General features: G+C 67.0%; 22 protein-coding genes. 16 read left to right on the top strand and 6 right to left on the bottom strand.

The features are described 5' to 3' along the window. Window position 1 precedes the first annotated feature (1 nt). From RPB_RS00875 to RPB_RS00850, 6 genes are all read left to right on the top strand, one after another. Entirely contained in the window at window positions 2–1282 is a 1281-nt protein-coding gene (locus RPB_RS00875) for an ABC transporter substrate-binding protein (RefSeq protein WP_011439076.1), read from the top strand. 59 nt (window positions 1283–1341) lie between these two features. After that, window positions 1342–2163, top strand: a complete 822-nt coding sequence (locus RPB_RS00870) for a phosphodiesterase (RefSeq protein WP_011439075.1) — start codon at window positions 1342–1344, stop codon at window positions 2161–2163. Beyond that, window positions 2160–2984, top strand: coding sequence for a phosphodiesterase (locus RPB_RS00865; protein WP_011439074.1), 825 nt, complete (start codon window positions 2160–2162; stop codon window positions 2982–2984). Before RPB_RS00870 ends, RPB_RS00865 begins: the two co-directional genes overlap by 4 nt. A 399-nt stretch (window positions 2985–3383) precedes the next feature. After that, window positions 3384–4454 (top strand): HlyD family secretion protein, encoded by a 1071-nt coding sequence (locus tag RPB_RS00860; protein WP_011439073.1) that lies wholly within the window; start codon window positions 3384–3386, stop codon window positions 4452–4454. Continuing rightward, window positions 4451–7228, top strand: a complete 2778-nt coding sequence (gene rbbA / locus RPB_RS00855; protein WP_011439072.1) for a ribosome-associated ATPase/putative transporter RbbA — start codon at window positions 4451–4453, stop codon at window positions 7226–7228. The genes RPB_RS00860 and rbbA overlap by 4 nt, the downstream gene beginning before the upstream one ends. After that, window positions 7228–8343 (top strand): ABC transporter permease, encoded by a 1116-nt coding sequence (locus RPB_RS00850; RefSeq protein ID WP_011439071.1) that lies wholly within the window; start codon window positions 7228–7230, stop codon window positions 8341–8343. The genes rbbA and RPB_RS00850 overlap by 1 nt, the downstream gene beginning before the upstream one ends. Window positions 8344–8379: 36 nt before the next feature. On the opposite strand, the gene RPB_RS00845 is transcribed toward RPB_RS00850, so the two are convergent. The 4 genes from RPB_RS00845 to hemP are packed head-to-tail and all read right to left on the bottom strand — an operon-like array spanning window position 8380 to window position 11412. After that, entirely contained in the window at window positions 8380–9168 is a 789-nt protein-coding gene (locus tag RPB_RS00845) for a heme ABC transporter ATP-binding protein (RefSeq protein ID WP_011439070.1), read from the bottom strand. Beyond that, the gene (locus RPB_RS00840) at window positions 9165–10250 is read right to left on the bottom strand and encodes a FecCD family ABC transporter permease (protein ID WP_011439069.1); all 1086 of its coding nucleotides are present in this window, start codon (window positions 10248–10250) and stop codon (window positions 9165–9167) included. Before RPB_RS00840 ends, RPB_RS00845 begins: the two co-directional genes overlap by 4 nt. Next, window positions 10247–11218 (bottom strand): heme/hemin ABC transporter substrate-binding protein, encoded by a 972-nt coding sequence (locus RPB_RS00835; RefSeq protein WP_011439068.1) that lies wholly within the window; start codon window positions 11216–11218, stop codon window positions 10247–10249. Before RPB_RS00835 ends, RPB_RS00840 begins: the two co-directional genes overlap by 4 nt. After that, window positions 11215–11412, bottom strand: a complete 198-nt coding sequence (gene hemP / locus RPB_RS00830) for a hemin uptake protein HemP (RefSeq protein ID WP_011439067.1) — start codon at window positions 11410–11412, stop codon at window positions 11215–11217. Before hemP ends, RPB_RS00835 begins: the two co-directional genes overlap by 4 nt. 345 nt (window positions 11413–11757) lie before the next feature. Between hemP and hutW the strand changes: the two genes are divergently transcribed. The 7 genes from hutW (at window position 11758) to RPB_RS00795 (ending at window position 19114) form a co-directional block, all read left to right on the top strand. Further along, window positions 11758–13182 carry a heme anaerobic degradation radical SAM methyltransferase ChuW/HutW gene (gene hutW, locus RPB_RS00825; protein WP_011439066.1) on the top strand — a complete coding sequence of 475 codons (1425 nt, stop codon included), beginning with the start codon at window positions 11758–11760 and terminating at the stop codon, window positions 13180–13182. 60 nt (window positions 13183–13242) lie between these two features. Then, window positions 13243–13914, top strand: a complete 672-nt coding sequence (locus tag RPB_RS00820; protein WP_011439065.1) for an NAD(P)H-binding protein — start codon at window positions 13243–13245, stop codon at window positions 13912–13914. 190 nt (window positions 13915–14104) lie between these two features. Then, on the top strand, window positions 14105–16441 hold the full coding sequence (locus tag RPB_RS00815) for a TonB-dependent hemoglobin/transferrin/lactoferrin family receptor (protein WP_011439064.1): 2337 nt from the start codon (window positions 14105–14107) through the stop codon (window positions 16439–16441). A 71-nt stretch (window positions 16442–16512) separates the two neighbouring features. After that, window positions 16513–16848 (top strand): antibiotic biosynthesis monooxygenase family protein, encoded by a 336-nt coding sequence (locus RPB_RS00810; protein WP_011439063.1) that lies wholly within the window; start codon window positions 16513–16515, stop codon window positions 16846–16848. Window positions 16849–16866: 18 nt separating this feature from the next. Then, window positions 16867–17394, top strand: coding sequence for a heme utilization cystosolic carrier protein HutX (gene hutX / locus RPB_RS00805; RefSeq protein WP_011439062.1), 528 nt, complete (start codon window positions 16867–16869; stop codon window positions 17392–17394). Between the two features lie 461 nt (window positions 17395–17855). Then, window positions 17856–18623, top strand: coding sequence for a cytochrome c oxidase assembly protein (locus tag RPB_RS00800; RefSeq protein ID WP_011439061.1), 768 nt, complete (start codon window positions 17856–17858; stop codon window positions 18621–18623). Then, window positions 18620–19114, top strand: a complete 495-nt coding sequence (locus RPB_RS00795; protein ID WP_011439060.1) for a CopD family protein — start codon at window positions 18620–18622, stop codon at window positions 19112–19114. Before RPB_RS00800 ends, RPB_RS00795 begins: the two co-directional genes overlap by 4 nt. Here the strand turns inward: RPB_RS00795 and RPB_RS00790 are convergent. Next, window positions 19078–19560: a DUF2231 domain-containing protein gene (locus RPB_RS00790; protein ID WP_011439059.1), complete on the bottom strand. Its 483-nt coding sequence runs from the start codon at window positions 19558–19560 to the stop codon at window positions 19078–19080. The genes RPB_RS00795 and RPB_RS00790 overlap by 37 nt on opposite strands. 21 nt (window positions 19561–19581) lie before the next feature. Here RPB_RS00790 and coxB point away from each other — a divergent pair, with 21 nt between their 5' ends. From coxB to RPB_RS00775, 3 genes are read left to right on the top strand one after another with little or no spacing between them, the layout of a single operon-like run. After that, window positions 19582–20280, top strand: coding sequence for a cytochrome c oxidase subunit II (gene coxB / locus RPB_RS00785; RefSeq protein ID WP_011439058.1), 699 nt, complete (start codon window positions 19582–19584; stop codon window positions 20278–20280). Continuing rightward, window positions 20277–22802: a cytochrome c oxidase subunit I gene (ctaD, locus tag RPB_RS00780; protein ID WP_011439057.1), complete on the top strand. Its 2526-nt coding sequence runs from the start codon at window positions 20277–20279 to the stop codon at window positions 22800–22802. The genes coxB and ctaD overlap by 4 nt, the downstream gene beginning before the upstream one ends. 4 nt (window positions 22803–22806) lie before the next feature. After that, entirely contained in the window at window positions 22807–23160 is a 354-nt protein-coding gene (locus RPB_RS00775; RefSeq protein WP_011439056.1) for a hypothetical protein, read from the top strand. A gap of 124 nt (window positions 23161–23284) precedes the next feature. Here the strand turns inward: RPB_RS00775 and RPB_RS00770 are convergent, their stop codons facing one another. Further along, window positions 23285–23698, bottom strand: a complete 414-nt coding sequence (locus tag RPB_RS00770; RefSeq protein ID WP_049824723.1) for a Na+/H+ antiporter subunit G — start codon at window positions 23696–23698, stop codon at window positions 23285–23287. Window positions 23699–23701: the final 3 nt, after the last annotated feature.

Below are 23701 nucleotides of genomic sequence, written 5' to 3'. Positions count from 1 at the left end.
CATGTTGCGAACCTGGATGGCAGCGGCGGCTTTCACGCTCGCCGCCGGCTGCGCTCACGCGCAGACGCAGACCGAAGTCGTGCTGCAATATCCCTATCCGGAGCTGTTCACCGAGACCCACAAGCAGATCGCGGCCGAATTCGCCAAGGTGCATCCGGAAATCAAGGTGACGTTCCGCGCGCCTTACGAATCCTATGAAGAAGGCACCCAGAAGGTGCTGCGCGAGGCGGTCACCAATCAGGTCCCCGACGTCACCTTCCAGGGCCTGAACCGCGTCCGCGTGCTGGTCGACAAGAACATTCCGGCCGAACTCGACGGCTACATCGCCGCCGAAAAGGATTTCGACAAGCAGGGCTTCCACCAGGCGATGTACGACATCGGCACCGCCAGCGGAAAGGTCTACGCGCTGCCGTTCGCGATCTCGCTGCCGATCGTCTACGTCAATGTCGATCTGGTGAAACAGGTCGGCGGCGATCCGAACAATCTGCCGACCAGCTGGGACGGCCTGATCGACCTCGCCAAGAAGGTCAAGGCGCTCGGCCCGGACTATAACGGCATCACCTATGCGTGGGACATCACCGGCAACTGGCTGTGGCAGGCGCCGGTGTTCGCCCGCGGCGGCACCATGCTGAACGCGGACGAAACCAAGGTGGCGTTCGATGGTCCCGAAGGCCAGTTCGCCATGAAGCAGATCGCCCGCCTCGTCACCGAGGGCGGCATGCCGAATCTCGACCAGCCGTCGATGCGCGCCGCCTTCGCGGCGGGCAAGACCGGCATCCACATCACCTCGACCTCCGATCTCAACAAGACCACGCAGATGATCGGCGGCAAGTTCACGCTGAAGACCCACATCTTCCCGGACGTGGTCAAGCCGAACGGCCGTCTGCCGGCCGGCGGCAACGTGGTGCTGATCACCGCCAAGGACAAGGCCAAGCGTGACGCGGCCTGGGAAGTGGTGAAGTTCTGGACCGGCCCGAAGGGCGCCGCGATCATGGCGGAGACCACCGGCTACATGCCGCCCAACAAGGTCGCCAACGACGTCTATCTGAAGGACTTCTACGAGAAGAACCCGAACAACTACACCGCGGTGAGCCAGCTCGCGCTGCTGACCAAATGGTACGCGTTCCCGGGCGACAACGGCCTCAAGATCACCGACGTGATCAAGGATCATCTCAACTCGATCGTGACCGGAACCCGGGCCAAGGAGCCGGACGCGGTGCTCGCCGACATGACCAAGGACGTGCAGAAGCTGCTGCCGAAATCGGTCGGCGCGGCGCGCTGATACGCAACAACCTGCGCGGAGCGGGCTCGCCCGCTCCGCTTTCGTTCCGGGAGGACGTCATGAAACTGATCCAGCTCAGCGATATCCATCTGACGGCGCCAGGGGCGACGATCGGCGGCCGCGATCCGCGGCGCAATTTCGAACGCGCGCTGGCGCACGTGCTGCGCGATCACCACGATGCCGAGCTGATGGTGATCACCGGCGATCTGTCGGACTGGGGCGATCGTGACGACTATCTCTGGCTCAGGACGACGCTCGACGCGTTTCCGATTCCGACGCGGCTGTGCATCGGCAACCACGACCGCCGCGACGTCTTCCTCGGCGTGTTTCCCGAATATGACGACGGCGGCTTCGTCCAGGGCATGCACGACGTCTCGGCGGGGCGCTGCCTGTTCCTCGACACGGTCGAGCCGAACACCCATGCGGGCCGCTATTGCGACGCGCGGCAAGTCTGGCTGCAACGGCAATTGACCGGACACCCCGGCCCGTTCCTGCTGTTCATGCATCATCACCCGATGCCGACTCATCTCGGCCCGATGGACCGAATCGGGCTCAGCGACGGCGCAGCGTTCCGCAGCATCGTCGGGGCGCATCGGAACCGGATCCGCCACGTCTTCTTCGGCCACTGCCACCTGCCGCTCGCCGGTTCGATCGGCGGCGTGCCGACCTCGTCGCTGCGCGGCACCAATCACGCATCGTTTCCGCTGTTCTCCGAAACGGCGATGCTGAGCGCCTCCGACCTGCCGCAATCCTACGGCGTCTGCTTCGTCGGTGCGGACTACGTCACGGTCCACATGGTCGAGTTCGGCTACGACGGCCCGATCCGGGTGGAAGGCTCGCCCGAATACACGGCCTGGGACCGGGAGACCATGGTGCGATGAAATTCGTCGTTCTGACCGACACTCATTTCGTCGCCCGCGGCCGCCGCATCTACGGGCTCGATCCCGCCGAGCGGCTGCGGGCCGCAATCGGCTGCATCAATCGCGACCACCCGGAGATCGCCTTCGTGATCGTCACCGGCGATCTCGCGCATTGGGGCGAGGACGCCGCTTATGAAGCGTTGGCCGAAGTCCTCGGCGAACTGCGTGCGCTGACGATTCTGCTGATGGGCAATCACGACAAGCGCGACGGCTTCGCGCGCTATTTCCCGGGCGTGCCGCGCGACGCCGACGGCTTCGTCCAGACCATGCAGGTGTTCGACGCCGCCACTGTTGTGACGCTCGACACGCTGAACGAAGCCGCACCCAATCACGAGGGGCTGTTGTGCGACGCCCGGCTGGCGTTTCTCGAACACGCGCTGACTTCGGCGCCGACCGACCGGCCGTTGCTGCTGTTCCAGCATCACCCGCCGTTCGACACCGGGCTGCGCTACATGGATACGATCCGGCTTGCCAATCCCGAAGCCGAATGGGAGGTGATCGCGCGGACGCGGCGGCCCGATTATCTGTTCATGGGCCATCTGCACCGGCCGATCGCGGGTGTCTGGCGCGGCATTCCGTTCCACATCCAGCGCGCGCTGGCGCATCAGGTCGCGTTCGATCTCGTGACCGAAGGCCACATCCCCGGCTCGCATGAGGCGCCGGACTACGCGCATGTCAGCGTCGAGGGCGACCGCATCGTGATCCATCAGCGCTCGTTCCTGTACGACGGACCGCTGTTCTCGCTGCACGACAAGGCTGCGCTCGAACGCGCCGAGTTCTGAGCGCGCTCGTCGAGCCTCGGCGACGGCCCCTTCGGCGATCGGCATTACGGTGCGATCGTGACACGGGAGGCGACCATAGGGTCGGCCGCCTTGATTCCGCCTTCGATCGCGGCAGTGATATCGGTCACCAGCTTCTTCATTCGGATAGTCCTGTGAACCGCAGGACCGCGACCGCAGCATCGGGTGTAGGCCGATCGCGTCGACGAGAGCGCGTGGCGTACCACCGTCGAGGTGGCGATTGATGCACGAGGGACACAGTTGCCTCAATGTTTAGTCAACCGTAGTTGATCACTGTCAAGGTTCTCAAAGTCGGTCACTGCCAAGAGACTGTTAGTCGAGTCGTGAAGGCACTATTGGAGTGGTGTCGCCGCGCAGCGGCGTCAACCGGAGAAGTGGCCGATGGCAAGTAGCTGGATGCGTTGGGTCGTGATCGTCGCCGTGGTGGCGGTTGCGGGTGGAGGTTACTTCGCGTGGCGAACGTTCGGCGCCAAGGGGTTGCCGCCCGGCATCGCCAGCGGCAACGGCCGGATCGAGGCGACCGAGATCGACGTTTCCACGAAGTCGGCCGGCCGCATCCGCGACATTCTCGTGCGCGAGGGCGATTTCGTCACCGCGGGTCAGGTGCTGGCGCGGATGGATACGGATCAGCTCGAGGCGCAGCGCCGCCAGGCGGAGGCGCAGTTGCGGCGGGCCAGCATCGGCATCGAGACCGCGACCAGCCTGGTCACGCAGCGCGAAGCCGAGCGTGAGGCGGCTGTCGCGGTGATCGCGCAGCGCGACGCCCAGCTCGACGCGCTGGAGCGCAAGCTGGCGCGCGCCGAAGCGCTGATCAAGACCAGCGCGGTGTCGCAGCAGGTGCTGGACGACGACCGCGCCAACGAGCAGGGCGCGAAGGCCGCGGTCGCCGCCGCCAAGGCGCAGCTCGCGGCCAGCGAGGCGGCGATCAGCTCGGCGAAAGCGCAAGTGATCGACGCCGGCGCGGCGGTCGACGCCGCCAAGGCCGCGATCGACAGCATCACTGTCGAGATCAACGACAGCACGTTGAAATCGCCGCGCGACGGCCGCGTGCAATATCGCGTCGCCCAGCCCGGCGAAGTGATCGCCGCCGGCGGGCGCGTGCTGAATCTGGTCGATCTCAGCGACGTCTACATGACCTTCTTCCTGCCGACCGCGCAGGCCGGGCAGATCGCGATCGGCGCCGATGTGCGTCTGGTGCTCGACGCGCTGCCGCAGGTGGTGATTCCGGCGAAGGCGACCTTCGTCGCCGACACCGCGCAGTTCACGCCGAAGACGGTGGAGACCGAAGAGGAACGGCAGAAGCTGATGTTCCGGGTCAAGGCGCACATCCCCCAGGAGCTGCTGCGCAAGTACATCCAGCGCGTCAAGACCGGACTGCCGGGCGTGGCCTATATTCGGCTCGATCCGAAGGCCGAATGGCCGGCCAATCTCAGCGGCACGCTGGCGCAATGAGTGATCCCGCGGTCGGGACGGACGCGCGCGCGCCGGTGGTCCGGCTCGCCGCGGTGTCGCTGCGCTACGGCAAGACGCTGGCGCTCGACGACGTCACGCTCGATTTGCCGTCGGGCTGCATGATCGGCCTGATCGGTCCCGATGGCGTCGGCAAATCGAGCCTGCTGTCGCTGGTCTCGGGGGCGCGCGCGGTGCAGCAGGGTCGCGTCGAGGTGTTCGGCGGCGACATCGCCGATGCCGCACATCGCCGCGATACGTGTCCGCGGATCGCCTATATGCCGCAGGGGCTCGGCAAGAATCTGTATCCGACGCTGTCGGTGTTCGAGAATGTCGACTTCTTCGGCCGGCTGTTCGGCCAAGGCCGTCGCGAGCGCGCCGCGCGGATCGCCGAACTACTTGAAAGTACCGGGCTTTCGCCGTTCGCCGAGCGGCCTGCCGGAAAGCTGTCCGGCGGTATGAAGCAGAAGCTCGGGCTGTGCTGCGCGCTGATCCACGATCCGGATCTGCTGATCCTAGACGAGCCGACCACCGGCGTCGATCCGCTGTCGCGCGGGCAGTTCTGGGAATTGATCAACGACATCAGGGCGCAACGCCCCGGTATGAGCGTGATCGTGGCGACCGCCTACATGGAGGAGGCGGAGCGCTTCGACCATCTGGTGGCGATGAATGCCGGGCAGGTGCTGGCGACCGGAACGCCTGCGGATCTGTTGCGGCAAACTGGTGGCAAATCGTTGGATGCCGCCTTCATCGCGCTGTTGCCCGAAGACGAGCGCCGCGGCCATGCCGAGGTGGTGATTCCGCCGCGCACGACCGGCACGACCGGCATCGCGATCGAGGCTGAACATCTCACCATGCGGTTCGGCGACTTCACCGCGGTCGACGACGTCTCGTTCCGGATCGAGCAGGGCGAGATCTTCGGCTTCCTCGGCTCCAACGGCTGCGGCAAGACCACGACGATGAAGATGCTGACCGGTCTGCTCGCGGCCAGCGAGGGCACCGCGAAGCTGTTCGGCAACGAGGTCGATCCGAACGACATGGCGGTGCGCCGGCGCGTCGGTTACATGTCGCAGGCGTTCTCGCTCTACACCGAACTCACCGTGCGGCAGAATCTCGAACTGCACGCGCGGCTGTTCCAGATGGAGCCCGCCAAGATCGCGCCGCGGATCGCCGAGATGGAGCGCCGCTTCGATCTCGCCGAGGTGATCGACAAGCTGCCGGATGAGTTGCCGCTCGGCATCCGTCAGCGGCTGTCGCTGGCGGTGGCGATGATCCACTCGCCCGACATTCTGATCCTCGACGAGCCGACCTCCGGCGTCGATCCGATCGCGCGCGACGGCTTCTGGCAGATGTTGTCCGACCTGTCGCGCAACGACAACGTCACCATCTTCGTTTCCACCCACTTCATGAACGAGGCGGAGCGCTGCGACCGCATTTCGCTGATGCATGCCGGCCGCGTGCTGATCAGCGACACGCCGGGCGCGATCGTCGCGAGCCGATCGGCGGCGAGCCTGGAGGACGCCTTCATCGCCTATCTGGAGGAGGCGATCGGAACCGCGGCGACGCCATCGGCGCCGCAGACCACTGCCGCGCAAGTCACATCCGCAGCAGATGAGGACGCCCCGCATCCGCCCCGGGCATCGTCGTCCTGGTTCGATCTGCGGCGGATGCTGGCTTATACGCGGCGCGAGGCGCTCGAACTGCAGCGCGATCCGATCCGCGCCACGCTGGCGCTGATCGGCAGCGTGGTGCTGATGTTCGTGCTCGGTTACGGCATCAATCTCGACGTCGAAAAACTGACCTTCGCCGCGCTCGATCGCGACGACACTGCGATCAGCCGCGACTACATCCTCGACATCGCGGGCTCGCGCTATTTCGCCGAGCAGCGCCCGATCACCGATTACGCCGATCTCGACCGCAGGATGCGCAGCGGCGAGCTGACGATGGCGATCGAGATCCCGCCGGGATTCGGCCGCGACGTCTCGCGCGGCCGTTCGGTCGAGGTCGGCGCCTGGATCGACGGCGCGATGCCGTCGCGGGCGGAAACCGCGCGCGGCTACGCGCAGGCGATGCATCTCGGCTGGCTCAAGCGGAAGGCAAGCGAGCTCTACGGCGATGCCGCGACCGCCGGCAGCTTCCAGATCGCGATGCGCTATCGCTACAATCCGGACATCCGGAGCGTGGTGGCGATGGCGCCCGCGGTGATTCCGCTGCTGTTGCTGATGATTCCGGCGATGCTCGCAGCGCTCAGCGTGGTGCGCGAGAAGGAGCTCGGCTCGATCATCAATTTCTACGCGACGCCGACCACGCGGCTGGAATTCCTGATCGGCAAGCAACTGCCCTATGTGGTGCTGGCGATGCTGAATTTCGTGATGCTGACGGCGTTCGCGATTGTGGTGTTCCGGGTGCCGTTCACCGGCAGCTTCTTGGCCTTCGGCACGGGCGCGCTGCTCTACGTCGTGTTCGCCACCGCGCTCGGCCTGCTGCTGTCCACCTTCATGAACAGCCAGATCGCGGCGATCTTCGGCACCACGCTGCTGACGCTGATCCCGGCGATCCAGTTCTCCGGCCTGATCGATCCGGTTTCGTCGCTGCAGGGCGCCGGTGCGTTCATCGGCAAGATCTATCCGACCACCTATTTCGTCGACATCACGCGCGGCGCGTTCTCGAAGGGGCTGGGCTTCGAACAGATGTGGGGGTCCTTCGTCCCGCTGCTGATCGCGGTGCCGCTGCTGTTCGGCCTCGGCGCCGCGCTGCTCCAGAAACAGGCCAAGTGATGCGGATCGCCAACATCGTCGAACTCGGCGTCAAGGAATTGCGCGGCCTGCTGCGCGATCCGATGATGCTGGCGCTGATCGTCTATTCGTTCACCTTCTCGATCTACAGCGGCTCCACCGCGCTGCCGGAGACGCTCAATCACGCCGCGATCTCGATCGTCGACGAGGATCAGTCGCCGGTCTCGCAGCGCATCGTCACGGCGTTCAACCCGCCCTATTTCTCGATCCCGAAGCTGATCGACCAACGCGAGATGGATGCCCGGATGGACGCCGGGCTCGACACTTTCGCGCTCGACATTCCGCCGGAATTCCAGCGCGATCTGCTGGCGGGCAAGTCGCCCACCATCCAGCTCAACGTCGACGCGACGCGGATGACCCAGGCCTTTTCGGGTGGCGGCTACGTGCAGTCGATCGTCACCGGCGAGGTCGACGAATTCCTCGCCAAGCATCGCGCCGCCACCACCGTCCCGGTCGAACAGGCGCTCCGTGTGCGGTTCAACGCCGAGCTCAACAAAGGCTGGTTCGGCGCGATCAATCAGCTGGTTTCGTCGATCACCATGCTGTCGATCATCCTCACCGGCGCGGCGCTGATCCGCGAGCGCGAGCACGGCACCATCGAGCATCTGCTGGTGATGCCGGTCACCCCGTTCGAGATCATGGTGAGCAAGATCTGGTCGATGGGCGCGGTGGTGCTGCTGGCCTCGAGCTTCGCGCTGTTCGTGGTCGTGCAGGGAATCCTGGCGGTCCCGGTGTACGGCTCGGTGGCGCTGTTCCTGGTCGGCACCGCGCTGCAACTGTTCGCCACCACCTGCATGGGGATCTTTCTCGCGACCGCGGCCGGCACCATGCCGCAGTTCGGCCTGCTGCTGATGCTGATCCTGCTGCCGCTGCAGGCGCTCTCGGGCGGAATGACGCCGCGCGAAAGCATGCCGCAGATCATTCAGGACATCATGCTGATCGCGCCGAACACGCATTTCGTCTCGCTGGCGCAAGCGGTGCTGTTTCGCGGCGCCGGCCTCGACGTGGTCTGGCCGCAGCTCGCGGCGCTGTTCGCGATCGGCGCGGTGCTGTTCGCTCTGGCGCTGCGCCAGTTCCGGCGATTTCTGGCGGCGTGAGGCGGGGGTCGGGTCGGCAAGGAGGCGAGCCGCGTGCTACGCCCGCGTCAGCTCCGGCAGCACGAACGGGCTGCCTGACGCATCCATCTGCACCGTCAGTTCGACGTCGAACACGGCGCCGATCAGCTCCGGGCGCATCACCGTGGACGGTGGGCCGTCGGCGGCGACGGCGCCGCGATGCATCACGACGATGCGCTCCGCGAAGCGGGTCGCCAGGTTGAGATCGTGCAGAATCGCGATCACGGTGGCGCCGTTGCGGGCGCAGCGCCGCGCGGTGTGCGCGAGGTCGAGCTGATGGCGGATGTCGAGGCTCGAGGTCGGCTCGTCGAGCAGCAGGATGCCGGGGCCGCGCACGGCTTCGCTGCTCCAGAGCTGGACCAGCACGCGGGCAAAATGCGCGCGCTGCTGCTCGCCGCCGGACAGCGTGGTGATGTCGCGCGAGCGAAACTCGCCGAGCCCGACCTCGTGCAGCGCGGCGTCGATCAGCGCGCCGGCCTTGCGATGGCCGACATCGCCGGTGCCCATCCGCACGATCTCCTCGACCGTGAACGGGAAGCTGACATTGATATGCTGGGCCAGCACCGCGCGCCGGTCCGCCAGTTCGCGCGGCGAATAGGACGACAGCTCGCGGTCGCCGAGCCGGACCGAGCCCGAGGTCGGACGCAGATCGCCCGACAGCATCCGCAGCAAAGTGGATTTGCCGGCGCCGTTCGGCCCGACGATAGCGATCAGCTCGCCCTGTGCGACGGCGAGATCGACATTGTGGACCAGCGTCGCGCCGCCTGTCGCAAAGCCGGCCTTGCGGGCCTCGAGCGCGGTGCTCACAGCCCGACCAGCTTGCGCTGCCGCAGCAGGATGACGAGGAAGAACGGCGCGCCGATCGCCGCGGTGAGAATGCCGATCGGCATCTCGGCCGGCGCCACGATGGTGCGGGCCACGGTGTCGGCGGCGACCAGCATCACCGCGCCGAGGCAGGCAGAGGCGGGCAGCAGCAGCCGGTGCGACGGGCCGATCAACAGCCGCAGCAGATGCGGCACCACAATGCCGACGAAGCCGATCACGCCGCAGACCGAGACCGCGACGCCGGTCATCAGCGACACCAGCACGATCGACAGGCGCTTCAGCCGTTCGACGTCGACGCCGGTGTGAAACGCCTCCGACTCGCCGAGTACGAGCAGATCGAGATGGCGCGCGACCTTGACGAACACCGCAAGCGCGATCAGCAGCACCAGCGCGGTCGACGACGCCTTGGCCCAGTTGGCGCCGCTGAGCGATCCCATCATCCAGAAGGTGATGTCGCGCAACTGCCGGTCGTCGGCGAGATACACCAGAACGCCGATCCCCGCATTGGCGATGGCCGCGATGGCGAGGCCGGCGAGCAGGAACAGCGCGATCGAGGTGCGGCCGGCGCGGCTGGCGATCCGGTACAGCGCGATGGTGGTGACCAGCGAGCCGGCGAAAGCGGCGACAGGCAGCAGATGATCCTGCAGGAAGCGCAGATTGTCGCCGAGCGCATGATCGAGCAGCACGATCGACGACGCGGCCGCGAACGCGCCGCCGCTGGAGACGCCGACCAGCGCCGGATCGGCCAGCGGATTGCGGAACAGCCCCTGCATCAGCGCGCCCGATGCCGCCAGCAGGCTGCCGACGATCGCGGCGGTGAGGATGCGCGGCAGCCGGATCGACCACAACACCATTTGATCGCGCGCCGCCATCGGCCCGGCATCGGCGGCGGGCAGCAGCCCGAGCGCGGCGGGCAGGCGCGACAGCGGAATGCCGGCGGCGCCGACGGTCAGCGCCAGCGCCAGGCAGATCAGCAGCAACACGAGCAACACCGCCAGGGTGACGCCGGAGCGCGGCCGGAACGACCTCGCCACCCGCCGGCGTCCGATCTCCATCACCGTCATGGGCGGCAAACGGCCGACGCCGCCTTCGGCTTGAAGTCGCCGGCCTGGCTCGCGAGCTGCGGATACAGCGTCGCGGCGACGTCGCGCGCGGCGGCCGGAGTGCGCGGGCCGAAGCCGAGCAGATACAGCCCGTCCATCGCCACGAAGACGCGGTTCTTCGCGGCCGGCGTCAGCGCGAAGCCGGGATGGGCGTAGAACGCGTCGGCCTCGAAGGTGTCGCGGCTGCGCCTGATCGTCAGCACCGCGTCGGGCTTCGCCGCGACGATTGCCTCGTCGTTGATCGACTTGTAGCCGTCATAGCCGTCGATGGCATTGACGCCGCCGGACAGTTCGATGATCTCGTTGGCCGCGGTGTTGCGGCCGGCCGCCATCGCCTGGCCATTGACCAGCGACATCACGAACATCACCCGCAGCGGCCGGTCGATCTTCGCCCTGAGCTGGCGGAGCTGATCGAAATCCTCGGCGACCGCGGTCGCGAGACAGTTCGCGGACGCATCGGCGTTCATGGCATGGCCGATCAGCCGGATCTTGTCGAGCAGTCCCTGCTCGGTGAGTTTCTCCGGAATCAGCACCAGCGGAATCTTCGCCGATTCGATCGCCTGCATGGTCTGCTTCGGGCCGGCGCTGTCCATCGCCAGAATCAGCGTCGGGTTCAGCCCGATCACGCCTTCGGCGGACAGTTGCCGCAGATAGCCGACATTCGGTTTGTCCTTCACCGCCGTCGGCGGATAGGTGCTGGTCGAATCGATCCCGGTGATGCGCTGTTCGAGTCCGAGGGCGACGAGAACTTCGGTGATGGCGCCACCGATCGACAGCGTGCGCGAGGTGTCGGCGATCACGACCTCACGGCCGAGCGCGTCGCGCACCGCGATGTCGCCGGCGAGGCCGGGGCTCGCTGTGACGACGGTCGACGCCAGCAGCGAGACGATCGCGTAGCGCGCGGGCTTTGAAAGGATTGCGGCGATCATTTCGTCAGGATCAGCTTGTTCTGGGAGGTCAGGCGAAGCCGGTATCTGTCGCCGCCGTGAGCGATGACGATCTCGCGCCCCAGCGAAAACAGCTCGCGGCTCTCGAGCTGATTGCCGACGATGCTGACGGCGCGTTCGGCGGCCGGGTCAGCCGCGCTGGCGGTGGGATTCTTGTTATCAGTCTGTGCGGTCATGGAAGCCGTCTCGGTCGTCGAGCCTGGGTCCGATCCAATATAGGCGCTGCCGCCGGATTGTGTCTTACAATCACTTTAAACCGGCTCGGGTCCGCTTGACGCGCGACGGCGCCGCCGTCAAGTTTGGTTGACGACAATCCGCTCGGCGTGATTGTCGCGAGTTTGTTTGGCCAGCCAGCCCCCTGCAGTCGCAGCGCCCGCCAGCCCATCACCGATGATCTGATTGGAATTCAGGATGGTCGTGCTGGCCAGTTACCTGCGTGCGCATCTGCGCGCGCTCGTGCGCGGACCCGCATCGTGGCCGATCGCGATCGATGCGGTCGCTTCCGGTGCGAGGCGACGCCGATGACGATGGCGCGTGCGACGACGAGCGGCGGTGCGCCGCATGGCGGACACGGGCATCATCCGGCGGCGGCCGCGGCGTTGCAGATCAGCGATTACTTCGTGCGGATCGGCTGCGATGCCTTGACCGAGGCGTTCGCGAAGCGCTCATTCTCGCCGCCATGGCGCGGCAGCCGGCCGGTCGACGGCGACGATGTCGAGGCGGTGCTCGCGCGGATCTTCGCGACGCTCCGCAACGAGACCGCGGTCGCCTATGTGCACGTGCCGTTCTGCCAGACGCATTGCCTGTTCTGCGGCTTCTTCCAGAACGTCTGGCGCGCCGAGGCCGGTCCCGCTTATGTTGACGACGTGCTCGCCGAACTCGCGGCGCGGTCCTCCACCCCGCTGATCGCGTCGGCGCCGATCGACGCGGTGTATCTCGGCGGCGGCACGCCGTCGGCGCTCGCGGCCGACGATCTCGCGCGCCTGGTCGAGGGCCTGCGCCGCTATCTGCCGCTGACGAGCGACTGCGAGATCACGCTCGAAGGTCGCGGCTTCGGCTTCGATCTGGCGAAGGCCGAGAAGGTGGCGGACGCCGGCGTGACCCGGCTGTCGATTGGGGTGCAGACGTTCTCGACGCAGGTGCGGCGCCGGCTCGGCCGCAAGCTCGCGGGTCCCGAGGTGCAGTCGTTTCTCGCCGATCTGGTGGCGCTCGGCCGCACCGCGGTGGTGTGCGATCTGATCTACGGCCTGCCGGGACAGACCGACGACATTTGGGCGAACGATATCGAGATCGTCGATCGGCTCGGGCTCGACGGCGTCACGCTCTATGCGCTCAATATGTTTCCCGGCGGGCCGATGGCGCGCGCGATCGAGAACGGCAAGCTGGCGCCGCCGGCGGCGCCCGGCGTGCAGGCGCGCGTTTATGCGGAAGCGGTCGAGCGGCTGGCGGGGCGGGGCTGGCTGCAGGTGTCGCAGTCGCACCTCGTGCGCTCGGCGCGCGAGTTCAACCGCTACAATGCGGCGATCAAGCGCGGCGTCGCCTGCCTGCCGTTCGGGGCGGGTGCGGGCGGCCAGGCTCATGGCTATCGCTGGCGCAACGTCATCGACATCGCGCAACGCCGCGACATGATCGCGCAGCAGCGTGCGCCGGTCGAAGGGCTGGCGCAGGTGCCGGCCGATCACGCCGCCCACGCGATGATCGCGGCCGGCCTCGAAGCCGGACGTCTCGACCTCGCCGCGATCGAGGCGCTGCGGCCGGGTTTCCGCGCAGCGGTGGCGCCGCTGCTGGCGAATTGGGCGGCGGGCGGCCTCGGCGAACTCAGCCACGACGGTTTTAGGCCCAATCGCGCCGGTTCGTTCTGGATCAGCAATCTGACCAGCGGACTGTCCGCCGGACTGCAATCGGCGACGCAGGCTGCGACATCGGGCTGCTGCGCATCTGCGTGACGTCGGCTATGCTGCGAACACGCAAGCGGGTCGACCGCGTCTCTGACTGATCGGGTTGGTATGAAAGTTCTGATCTTCGGCGCGACCGGCAGGACCGGTCGGCAACTGGTGTCGCAGGCCGCCGCGATCGGCTGGAGCGTGCACGCCGCCGGCCGCAACGCCGATCGTTTGCAGGACCTCGGCGACGCCGCGGCGATCTCCGTGGTCGATCTCGCCGAGGCCGAAGAAGTCGCCGAAGTGGTGAAGCGCGTCGCGCCCGATGCGATCATCGCCACCGTCGGCGGTGCGCTGCCGGACGGGCGGCTGGTCGACGAGTTCGGCAACAACGCGATTTCCGATGCGGCCGTGAGCGGCGGCGTGCGCCGGCTGGTGCAGATCTCCTCGCTGGCCTGCGGCGACAGCCGGCCATTCGCGTCCGACCGGATCATCGCCGCGATCGGGCCGGTGCTCGAGGCCAAGACCCGCGCCGAGGATCATCTGCGCCGGCTCGATCTCGACTGGACGATCATCCGCCCCGGCGGGCTGACCGACGGCGCGCCGACCGGCAGCGGCGCGCTGTACGACGATCCCCGCGTGCATGGAATGATCGCCCGCGCCGATCTCGCCGCGGTCGTGCTGCCGATCGTCGCGGTGGCCGCGACGCACGGTCTGACGCTGTCGACGGTGGATCGGACGACGCTGGCGGCCGAACCGGCCGGTCTGCGCGAGTTCGTCGTTCCGGCGCCCGTGTAGTTCGTCACTACGCGGCGCGCATCGGCGCGTTCTTACAATCGTTTTAATCGGTTGTGCAGCGACGTTGACCGTCCGTCACGGCTCCGTTACCAAATTCAAAGCCGTCGGCATCTGCTGGCGGTTTCTCTGCCAGCCAGCCGCCTTCGGGCGAGCCCGCCAGCCGCAACCAACACACACGATCGGGGCTGTCATGGTGGGGCTGAACTCGCGCATCCGTGCGCTGTTGCTATCTGGATCCGTCGTCGCACTGGCGGTGGCGCCCGCTGCGGCGCAAACCGCGACGACCTCGTCGCCACCGAACCAGCAGAAGCAAGCCAAACGGCAGCAGGCGGCGAAGCCAGCGGCGCAACAGCAGGTGCAAACGCCTGCGCGCGATCCGCGCGACGCGCTGGCGCAGGCCGGGCAAGGCGTCCAGGCGCTCGACACCATCACCGTGTCGGCGACGAAGACTGAGGAGCGCGCGATCGACGCGCTGGCGCCGGCGAGCGCGATCACCCAGGGGCAGATCGAGCGGCTGCAGCCGAACCGGCTGCAGGACATTTTCGTCGCCACCCCGGGCGTGGCGTTCCAGGACCGCGGCGACGATCCGTCCACCGCCATCAACATCCGCGGCCTGCAGGATTTCGGCCGGGTCGCCGTGGTGGTCGACGGCGCGCGGCAGAACTACCAGCGCTCCGGCCACAATGCGCAGGGCTCGTTCTTTCTCGATCCCGAATTGATCGGCGGCGTCGACGTGGTGCGCGGCCCCAGCGCCAACGTCTACGGTTCGGGCGCGATCGGCGGCGTGGTGTCGTTCCGCACCAAGGACATCGACGACGTGCTGCGTGCCGGCGAGCGCTGGGGCGTCGACATGACGGGGTCCTACGGCAGCAACAATGCGCGCGGGCTCGGCTCGATATTCGGCGGCGTCCGGGTCGATCCCACCGTCGACGTGTTCGGCGGTGCGCTGTATCGCACGCAAGGCAACTACAAGGACGGCGCCGGCACCGAGATCGGCAACACCGGCAACGACATCGCCGGCGGGCTGCTGAAGCTGACGGTGCGGCCGGCCGACGGCCACGAGATCAAGTTCGGCGGCATCTTCCAGGACTACAATTACGATATCGGCCAGTTCAATCGCGGCCCGGTGCTGACCGCGGCGCAGCGCGCGCTGTATCAGGGTTCGTCGGTCTACGAATCCAACGTGAAGAACTACACCGGAACGATGAGCTGGAAGTATTCGCGGCCGGACGACATGCTGTTCGACTGGAACATCAGCCTGTACGGCAACCGCACCGACAACGATCAGACCAAGACCTATCACAACTCCACCAGCGGCGCGGCCTATTGCGGCACCGGCAATGTCGGCAACAACATCTCGGGTTGCGTCGGCGACCAGCGCGGCTACCGGCTGGATACGATCGGCATCGACGCCAACAACACCACGCGGTTCGATTACGGCGACTGGCGCACCGCCGTCACCTACGGCTTCGATGTCTTCAACGACAAGGTCACGACCTGGGATTCGCGCGGCAATTCCAACATCACCACCCCGAGCGGCGAGCGCACCGTGTCCGGCGGCTTCATCCAGCTCAAGAACAACTACGCGAGCTGGCTCGAGGTGATCGGCGCGGCGCGGTACGACCATTACGAGCTCAGTTCGGAGACCAGCTCGGCGAGCGGCAGCCGGCTGTCGCCTAAGATCACCGTCGGCGTCACACCGCTGGCGGGGCTGACGCCCTATGTCAGCTACGCCGAAGGCTATCGCGCGCCGTCGATCACCGAGACGCTGATCTCGGGCGCGCACGCCACCGGCGGCGGCCCCGCGCTGTTCACCTGCGCGGACGGCACCAGCGGCCTGTTCTGTCTGATCCCGAACACCGGGCTGCGGCCCGAAGTCGGCAAGAACAAGGAAGTCGGCATCAATCTGAAATACAACGACGTGTTCGTGTCGGGCGACAGCTTCCGCGGCAAGATCAACGCCTTCCGCAACGACGTCGACGACTATATCGAGCTCGTCGCCTCGACGCCGCAGGCGACGATCTACGGCATGTACAGCAAGTATTATCAGTATCAGAACATCCCGCACGCCCGCATCGAAGGCGTCGAGCTCGAGACCTCCTACGACGCCGGGCTGTGGTTCGTCGGCCTGTCGGCCTCGACGCTGCGCGGCGTCAACACCGACACCGGCCTCGGCCTCGCCTCGGTGCCGTCGCGCAAGGTCGTCACGTCGGGCGGCGTGCGCCTGCTCGACCGCAAGCTGACGATCGCTGCGCAATGGGCGTCGTACGCCGCCAACACCAATCTGCCCGCCGGCTATCTGCCGGCGACCTCCTACGATCTGGTCAATCTCAACGTCGCCTATCGGCCGACGGCGGACGTGACCTTGCACTTCTCGGTCGATAATATCCTCAACAACTACTATCGTCCGTATGCGATCCCCGGATCGTCGACCGATGGCACGTCGCAGAACGATGTTCTGTTCAGCAGTCCGGGAGCCGGCATCGTGTACAAGGGCGGGATCAAGGTGCACTTCGGAGGTGCATAGGAATTCGCTGCAGCCCGCGCGTCGGGCCGAACGCAGCGGGTGTGTGGCGAAGTCAACGGCAGGGAGATGACATGTTCATTGCGATGAATCGGTTCCAGGTGAAACGTGGCGCCGAGCAGGCGTTCGAGGCGGTCTGGAGCGCGCGCGAATCCTATCTCGGCGAGATGCAGGGGTTCATCGAGTTTCATCTCCTCAAGGGGCCGGTCAGCGACGACCACACGCTGTATTCGACCCACACCACCTGGGCCGACAAGGCCGCGTTCGAGGCCTGGACGACGTCCGAGCAGTTCCGCCGCTCGCATGCGCGGGCCGGCAACGAGACCGGGGAGAGCCTGTATCTCGGCCATCCCCGGTTCGAGGGATTCGAAGTGCTGCGCACCGAACGCAAATCGGCCGCGGCCGCCTGAACGGAAACGGAGAACACCATGGTCGCGTCCGTCGTGACGTCGGAGCCCGCCGATCTTCGGGCCTATATGGCCGACAATCCGGCCGCCGTGATCGAGGACGTGGCGCGGCAATGGAAGGTGTCGCCGCGCGACGTGATCGAGGCGCTGCCGCCCGGCATGGCGCGGCTCGGTCCGGGCGACGGCTTCGTCCCGGCGATGGCCGACATCGCCGGCTGGGGCGAGGTGACGCTGATCGTGCACACTGAGGATGCGATCTTCGAATTCACCGGCGAGGTGCCGGCCGGTGAAATCGGCCGCGGCTACTTCAACCTGATGCAGCCGAAAGGGCTGCACGGCCATTTGAAACACGACAATTGCGGCGGCGTCGCTTTCGTCGAGCGGCCGTTCATGGGCAAGTCCAGCGCCTTCGTGGCATTTCTCAACCAGGGCGGCGGCATCATGTTCAAGGTGTTCGTCGGCCGCGATTCCAGCCGCGAATTGCGCGCCGACCAGTTGGTGCGGTTCAGGGCGCTTGCCGACCGCTGCGGCGCCGGGCAGGGCGGCTAGTCCGCTTTATCGAGGGATTGAAGCGATAGGCCCCCACGACGCGGTGACTTCTGATCCCGCCAGTCGGACTCATGATGCGAGCTGCAAAGAGCGCATTCTGTAAACCGCTCAATCGCAACCAATTCCCGTCGTGGCCGGGCTTGGCCCGGCCATCCACGCCTTTCTCCCGCGGCTCCCGCTGCAAGACGTGGATGCCCGGCACAAGGCCGGGCATGACGAGTTGAATCGAAAACCCGCGCAGCGCTGCCGATCCGGACGGAGTGTCGTCCCGGTCCTGTGACCTTTTGCCACCATGTTGCGCTGCATCCCGGCGTGCGCTCGGGCGTTGGCCGTCCGGCGCTTCTCAGCTCTGCGTAGCGCCGCTCGTTCGCGCGGTAGCGCCAGGTGGTGGCGAGGCCGCGCCGTCGCCGCCGTCGTTCGCTTCGATACTCCATCGGGATCGTCGTTTTCGGAACAGTACCATGATCAATCCCTATTGCGGCGCAGCGCCGCTTCCCGCTGAACTTTTGAGCCGATGGAATGTCGATCCGGTGCTGCTGGTGGCGCTCGGCGGCGGTTGTGTGCTGCATCTCGGCCTGCTGTGGCGCGAGCGCGAAGGCGATCGGCGCAGCCGCATGGCGTCGGCGGCGACCGCCTGGGCGCTGTTGTTCGCGCTGTTCGTGTCGCCGCTGTGTGCGCTGACCTCGGCGCTGTTTTCCGCGCGGGTCGCGCATCATGCCGTGATGGTCGCAATTGCGGCGCCGTTGCTGGCGTGGTCGCTGCCGCGCCGGCTTGTGCCACAAAGACTCGGAGCCGCGTCCGGCAGCGCGGCGTTCGTGGTGCATCTGGTGCTGCTGTGGCTGTGGCACGCGCCGGCGCCCTACGTCGCGGCGCTGGCCGATCCGGCGATGTTCTGGGTGATGGAGCTGAGCCTGCTGGGCAGCGCGATGTGGCTGTGGAGCGCGGTGCTGTCGCCGGCGACGCGGCTCGGCACCACGCTGGCGCTCTTGCTCGGCTCGGTGGTGCAGATGGGGTTGCTCGGCGCCGTCATCACTTTCGCGCGGACGCCGCTGTACGAGGCGCATCTCGGCGTCACCGCGCCCTGGGGGCTGACCGCGCTGCAGGATCAGCAGCTCGCCGGGCTGATCATGTGGGTGCCGGCATCGATTCCCTATTTGGCGGCGGCGTTGGCGCTGCTGGCGAGCCGTCTCGACCAGCCTGTCGCGACAATCGATGAAGCGGTGCGATGATCGCGTGGCTGAAGGCCATCCACATTCTGGCGCTGATCGTGTGGTGCGCCGGGCTGCTGGTGCTGCCGGGCCTGTTTGCCCAGCGCAGCCGGCTCGGCCGCGGCCCTGCGGTCGAGCTGAACCGCTTCACCCGGACGCTGTTCATCGCCGTCACCTCGCCGGCGGCGTTCGTGGCGGTGGTGGCGGGGACGACGCTGCTGTTCATGCGCGAGGTCTTCACCACCTGGATGATGCTGAAGCTCCTCGCCGTCGGGCTGCTGGTGATCATCCACATGCGGGCCGGCTATTTGATCCTGAGCGTGTTCGAACCGGAGGGCTACTACGCGCCGTGGCGGCGCTGGGTGATGACCGTCGTGACGGTCGCGGTGATCGGCGTCATCCTGGTGCTGATCCTCGACAAGCCTGCGATCGAAACCGCGGCCTTTCCGCCATGGATGCGGCAGCCCGGGGGACTTCAGTCCTTCGTCGAGACCATCAGGCCGATGCCGTGATCGAACACCAGCTTGCCGCCGTGCCAGCCGGCGATGCCGACGAACACCGAGCCCAGCGCCGACACCATCAGGCCGACCGGCAGCACGTTCTCGTGGTCGACCAGCCGCAGACCCCAATTGGCGCCGGCGATCGACACCAGCATCACCCCGGCGATGGCGTGCATCCAGCTCGCCGCGCGCTTGCGTATGCCCTCGACCAGCAGCAGTTCCGCGGTGCCGGCGAGACTGGCGGCGACGCCGAGCCAGAACGCGAAGCCGCTGGCCCACAGCCCGGCGCGCGCCCAGAACGGATCGCCGCCCCACCAGTAGAAGATGTCGCAGCCGAGCGTCGCGATCACCAGCGCGATCGGAAACGAGACCATCATGGCGTGGATCGGATGGCCGGCGAGGGCCACGATCGAATTGGTGTCGTAAGCGCGGACTTCTTCGAGAATCGTCTTCGGCATCTTGCACCTCGCCCCGACCTAATGCGCCGATGCCGCGCTTGGTTCACCGCCGGCATCGTCGCGGCGTCGGGATTGCCGCTGGCCGGCTGCGGGGGGCCGCTGTCGACGCTCGATCCGGCCGGTCCCGCGGCCTCGGCGATCGCTGAGCTGTGGTGGGTGATGCTGATCGGCGCAACCGCGCTGTTCATGCTGGTGATGGGGTTGCTGTGGTGGGCCTTCGTGCGGCGCGGCGACGGCACGACCTCGCCGAAGCTCTGGCTCGTCGGCGGCGGGCTGTTGCTGCCGGCGCTGGTGCTGACGCCGCTGCTCGGCTACGGGCTGCTGACCGGCGAGCGGCTGCTCGCGCATCCCGCGGCCGACGCGCTGCGGGTCGATGTCGAGGCGAAGCAGTGGCAGTGGACGTTCCGCTATCCCGGGCAGGGCGGCGGGCGGTTCTCGGTCAATGAATTGCACATCCCGGCCGGCCGGCCGGTCGACCTGCGCGTCAGCAGCGCCGATGTGATCCACAGCTTCTGGATCCCGCGGCTCGGCGGCAAGATCGATGCGATTCCGGGCCACGTCAATCTGATCCGGCTCTCCGCCGCGCAGCCGGGGATGTATCGCGGCGTCTGCGCCGAATTCTGCGGCACCGGCCACACCATCATGGATTTCAGCGTCGAGGCGCTCGAGGCGGATGCCTTCGCCGATCGGCTGCGCGCGCTGCCACAGGACAAGCGATGACGAACCAGCGTCCGGACGCATCCGCAGCGGCGGCGAGCCCGATCCGCCTGCACAAGCAGCTCGAGGCGGTGTGGGGCACGCCGGGCGGCTGGGGCCGGCTCGCAGCGGTGAACCACACCATCGTCGGCCGCCGCTTCATCGCCACCGCCTTCGTGTTCTTCGGCATCGGCGGCATCCTGGCGATGCTGATCCGGGCGCAACTCGCGACGCCGCGCAGCGCGTTTCTCCAGCCCGAGATCTACAATCAGGTCTTCACCATGCACGGCACGGTGATGATGTTCCTGTTCGCGATCCCGATGTTCGAGGGCTTCGCGATCTATCTGCTGCCCAAGATCCTCGGCGCGCGCGACATGGCGTTTCCGCGGCTCGGCGCCTACGGCTATTGGTGCTATCTGTTCGGCGGCTCGATGCTGCTGATCGCGATGGCGGTCGGGCTGGCGCCGAACGGCGGCTGGTTCATGTACACGCCGCTGAGCTCGCGGGTCTATACGCCCGGCATCAATTCCGACATCTGGCTGATCGGCATCACCTTCGTGGAGATCTCGGCGCTGTCGGCCGCGGTCGAAATCATCGCGACGATCCTGAAGATGCGCGCGCCCGGGATGTCGCTCGACAAGATGCCGCTGTTGGCGTGGTACCTGCTGGTCACCGCCTTCATGATGCTGTTCGGCTTTCCGCCGCTGATCCTCGGCTCGATCCTGCTCGAGGTCGAGCGCGCGTTCGATCTGCCGTTCTTCGATCCGACCCGCGGCGGCGACGCGCTGCTTTGGCAGCATCTGTTCTGGCTGTTCGGCCATCCCGAGGTCTACATCATCTTCCTGCCGGCCGCCGGCATGGTCTCGACCATCCTGCCGGTGCTCGCGCGGCGCGAGATCCTCGGCTACAGCGCGATCGTGATCAGCATCGTGGCGCTGGCGTTCCTCAGCTTCGGGCTGTGGGTCCACCACATGTTCACGGTCGGCATTCCGCATCTCGCTTTGGCGTTCTTCTCCTCGGCGAGCACCGCGGTGGCGGTGCCGACCGCGGTGCAGATCTTCGCCTGGATCGGCACGCTGGCGGCGGGGCGGCCGCAGCTCAAGCTGCCGATGCTGTATCTGCTCGGCTTCTTCTCGGTGTTCGTGGTCGGCGGCCTCACCGGCGTGATGTTGGCGATCGTGCCGTTCAACTGGCAGGTCCACGACACCCATTTCGTCGTCGCGCATCTGCACTACGTGTTGGTCGGCGGCTTCGTGTTTCCGATGTTGGCGGCGGCGTATTACTGGTTGCCGCATATCACCGGGCGGGTGCCGCGCCACAGCCTCGGCGTGCCGGCGTTCTGGCTGATCATCATCGGTTTCAATGTGACGTTCCTGGTGATGCATCTGACCGGCCTGCTCGGCATGCCGCGGCGGATTCACGGCTACGGCGCCGAGACCGGATGGGAGTGGCCGAATCTGATTTCATCGGCCGGCAGCTTCGTGATGGCGATCGGGTTTGCGCTGTTCACCGTCGATGTGCTGATGCACTGGCTGCACGGCCAACGCAGTACGCGCAATCCATGGGGCGCCGGGACGCTGGAATGGTCCATCGCCGTGCCGCCGACGAACTACGCCTTCGCCTCATTGCCCGATGTCGCGACGCGCACGCCGCTGCAGCAGCGGCCGGATCTCGGCAACCATCTGGCACGCGGCGGCGGCTATCTCGGCTTCGTCCGCCACGGCTGGCTGGAGACGCTCGGCGTCGATGTGATGTCGGGGCGGGTCGAGCAGATCGTGCGGCTGCCGAACCGCACGCTGCTGCCGCTGTTCACCGCGCTGGTGACGGGCGTGTTCTTCGTCGCGGTGCTGTTCAAGCTGTACGTCGTGGCGCTGCTGGCGCTGCCGGCGATCGTCGCGATGCTGCTGGCCTGGACGCCGGTGTCCGGCGAGCGGCGCGATCGCGGCGCGCTGCCGATCGGCCACGGCGCCGCGGCGGTGCTGCACAGCGAGGCGTCGTCGCCGCCGTCATTGTGGGCGCTGGGGTTGACGCTCGCGGCTGACGCCACCGCCTTCGCGTCGCTCGCCTTCGGCATTCTGTTTCTGTGGGTGGTGGCGCCGAACTGGCCGCCGCCTGCGATGATCGCCTTCGCGCCCTGGGGAATCTCGTTGAGCACGGCCGGCCTCCTGCTCGGCTTCATCGCCGGCCGGCTCGCGACCGCCCGCAGGGTGATCGGCAGCGGGCGTCGGCGCGAGGCGGCGCTGGCGGTCGCGGTGCTCGGGCAGATCGTGGCGCTGTTCGGCATTGCCGACGTCATCCTCGCGGTGCCGCCGCCGACCCAGCACGCTTACGCCGCGGCGACCACGATCATCCTGATCTATGCCGGTCTGCACGCCGCGCTCGCCGCGGTGTTCGCCGGCTTCGGCATCTGGCGCAGCCGGACCGGCTACGTCTCGCAAACGCGGACCGTCGATCTGCGGATCGGCGCGCTGTGGAGCGACGCTACCGCCGCGATCGGGATCGCGACGCTGCTGATCGTCTACGGCCTGCCGCGCGTGATGGGGTGACGGCATGACGCGTTCGCCCGCCCGTTCCGCCTCGCTGCTGCTGATCGCCTCCGGCTTCGTGGTCTGGGCCTCGGCTTTTTCGTTGCTGTATGGCGGGCTGTCGTTCGGTTGTGCGTTCGGCTGGCAACAGACGATGATCGCCGGGATCAGCCTGCAGCGCTTCGTCCTGTTGCTGATCCTGGGCGTGCATCTGGTCGCCCTGATGGGCCTCTTGATCTATTGCCTGCGTTTGCCCCGGCGCACAGACGACGGCACCGCCGCCTTCACGCGCCGGGTCGCGATCGGGTCGAATGCCGCGGCGCTGGTCGCGACGGTGTGGACCGGGCTGGTGATTCCGGCTGTGTCGGCGTGCCTGTAGAGACATCGACCAACGCTTCGTCATGCCCGCGCTTGTCGCGGGCATCCACGTCTGAGGATCGTGCAAGAGGCAAGACGTGGATGGCCGGGACGAGCCCGGCCATGACGGGCTGAAACGGGTGTTTTCAATCTTTGGCGTTTGTCGACCGTGTCGGTTCCGGATCGAGGCGCGTCTCGTTCGCCCCATGCGGGTCGAGCGTCGCCCAGCCTTCGTCGCCGGGCGGCTGCGGCAATTCCTGCTGCAGCGCGCGGTTGCGCAGGATGTGGGCCTTGGAGATCATGTGCGCGGTGATCGGCGCGGTGAGGAACAGGAACACCGAGATGATCAGTTCGTGCAGCGACGGATCGTCCCGCAGCAGCGCTAAATACAGCATCGAGGCGATCAGCAGCGAGCCGATGCCGAGCGTGGTGGATTTGGTCGGCGCATGCAGCCGGCGCATCACGTCCGGCAGCTTCACCAGACCGAACGATCCGACGAACAGGAAGAACGCGCCGATCAGGATCAGCGCCGACACCAGCAATTCGCTCAGTCCGGCCATCGT

It is taken from the genome of Rhodopseudomonas palustris HaA2, from assembly GCF_000013365.1.
GTDB lineage: Bacteria > Pseudomonadota > Alphaproteobacteria > Rhizobiales > Xanthobacteraceae > Rhodopseudomonas > Rhodopseudomonas palustris_J.
Note: the sequence above shows the minus strand (reverse complement) of the source record. Positions and strands in the feature narration are given on the sequence as shown.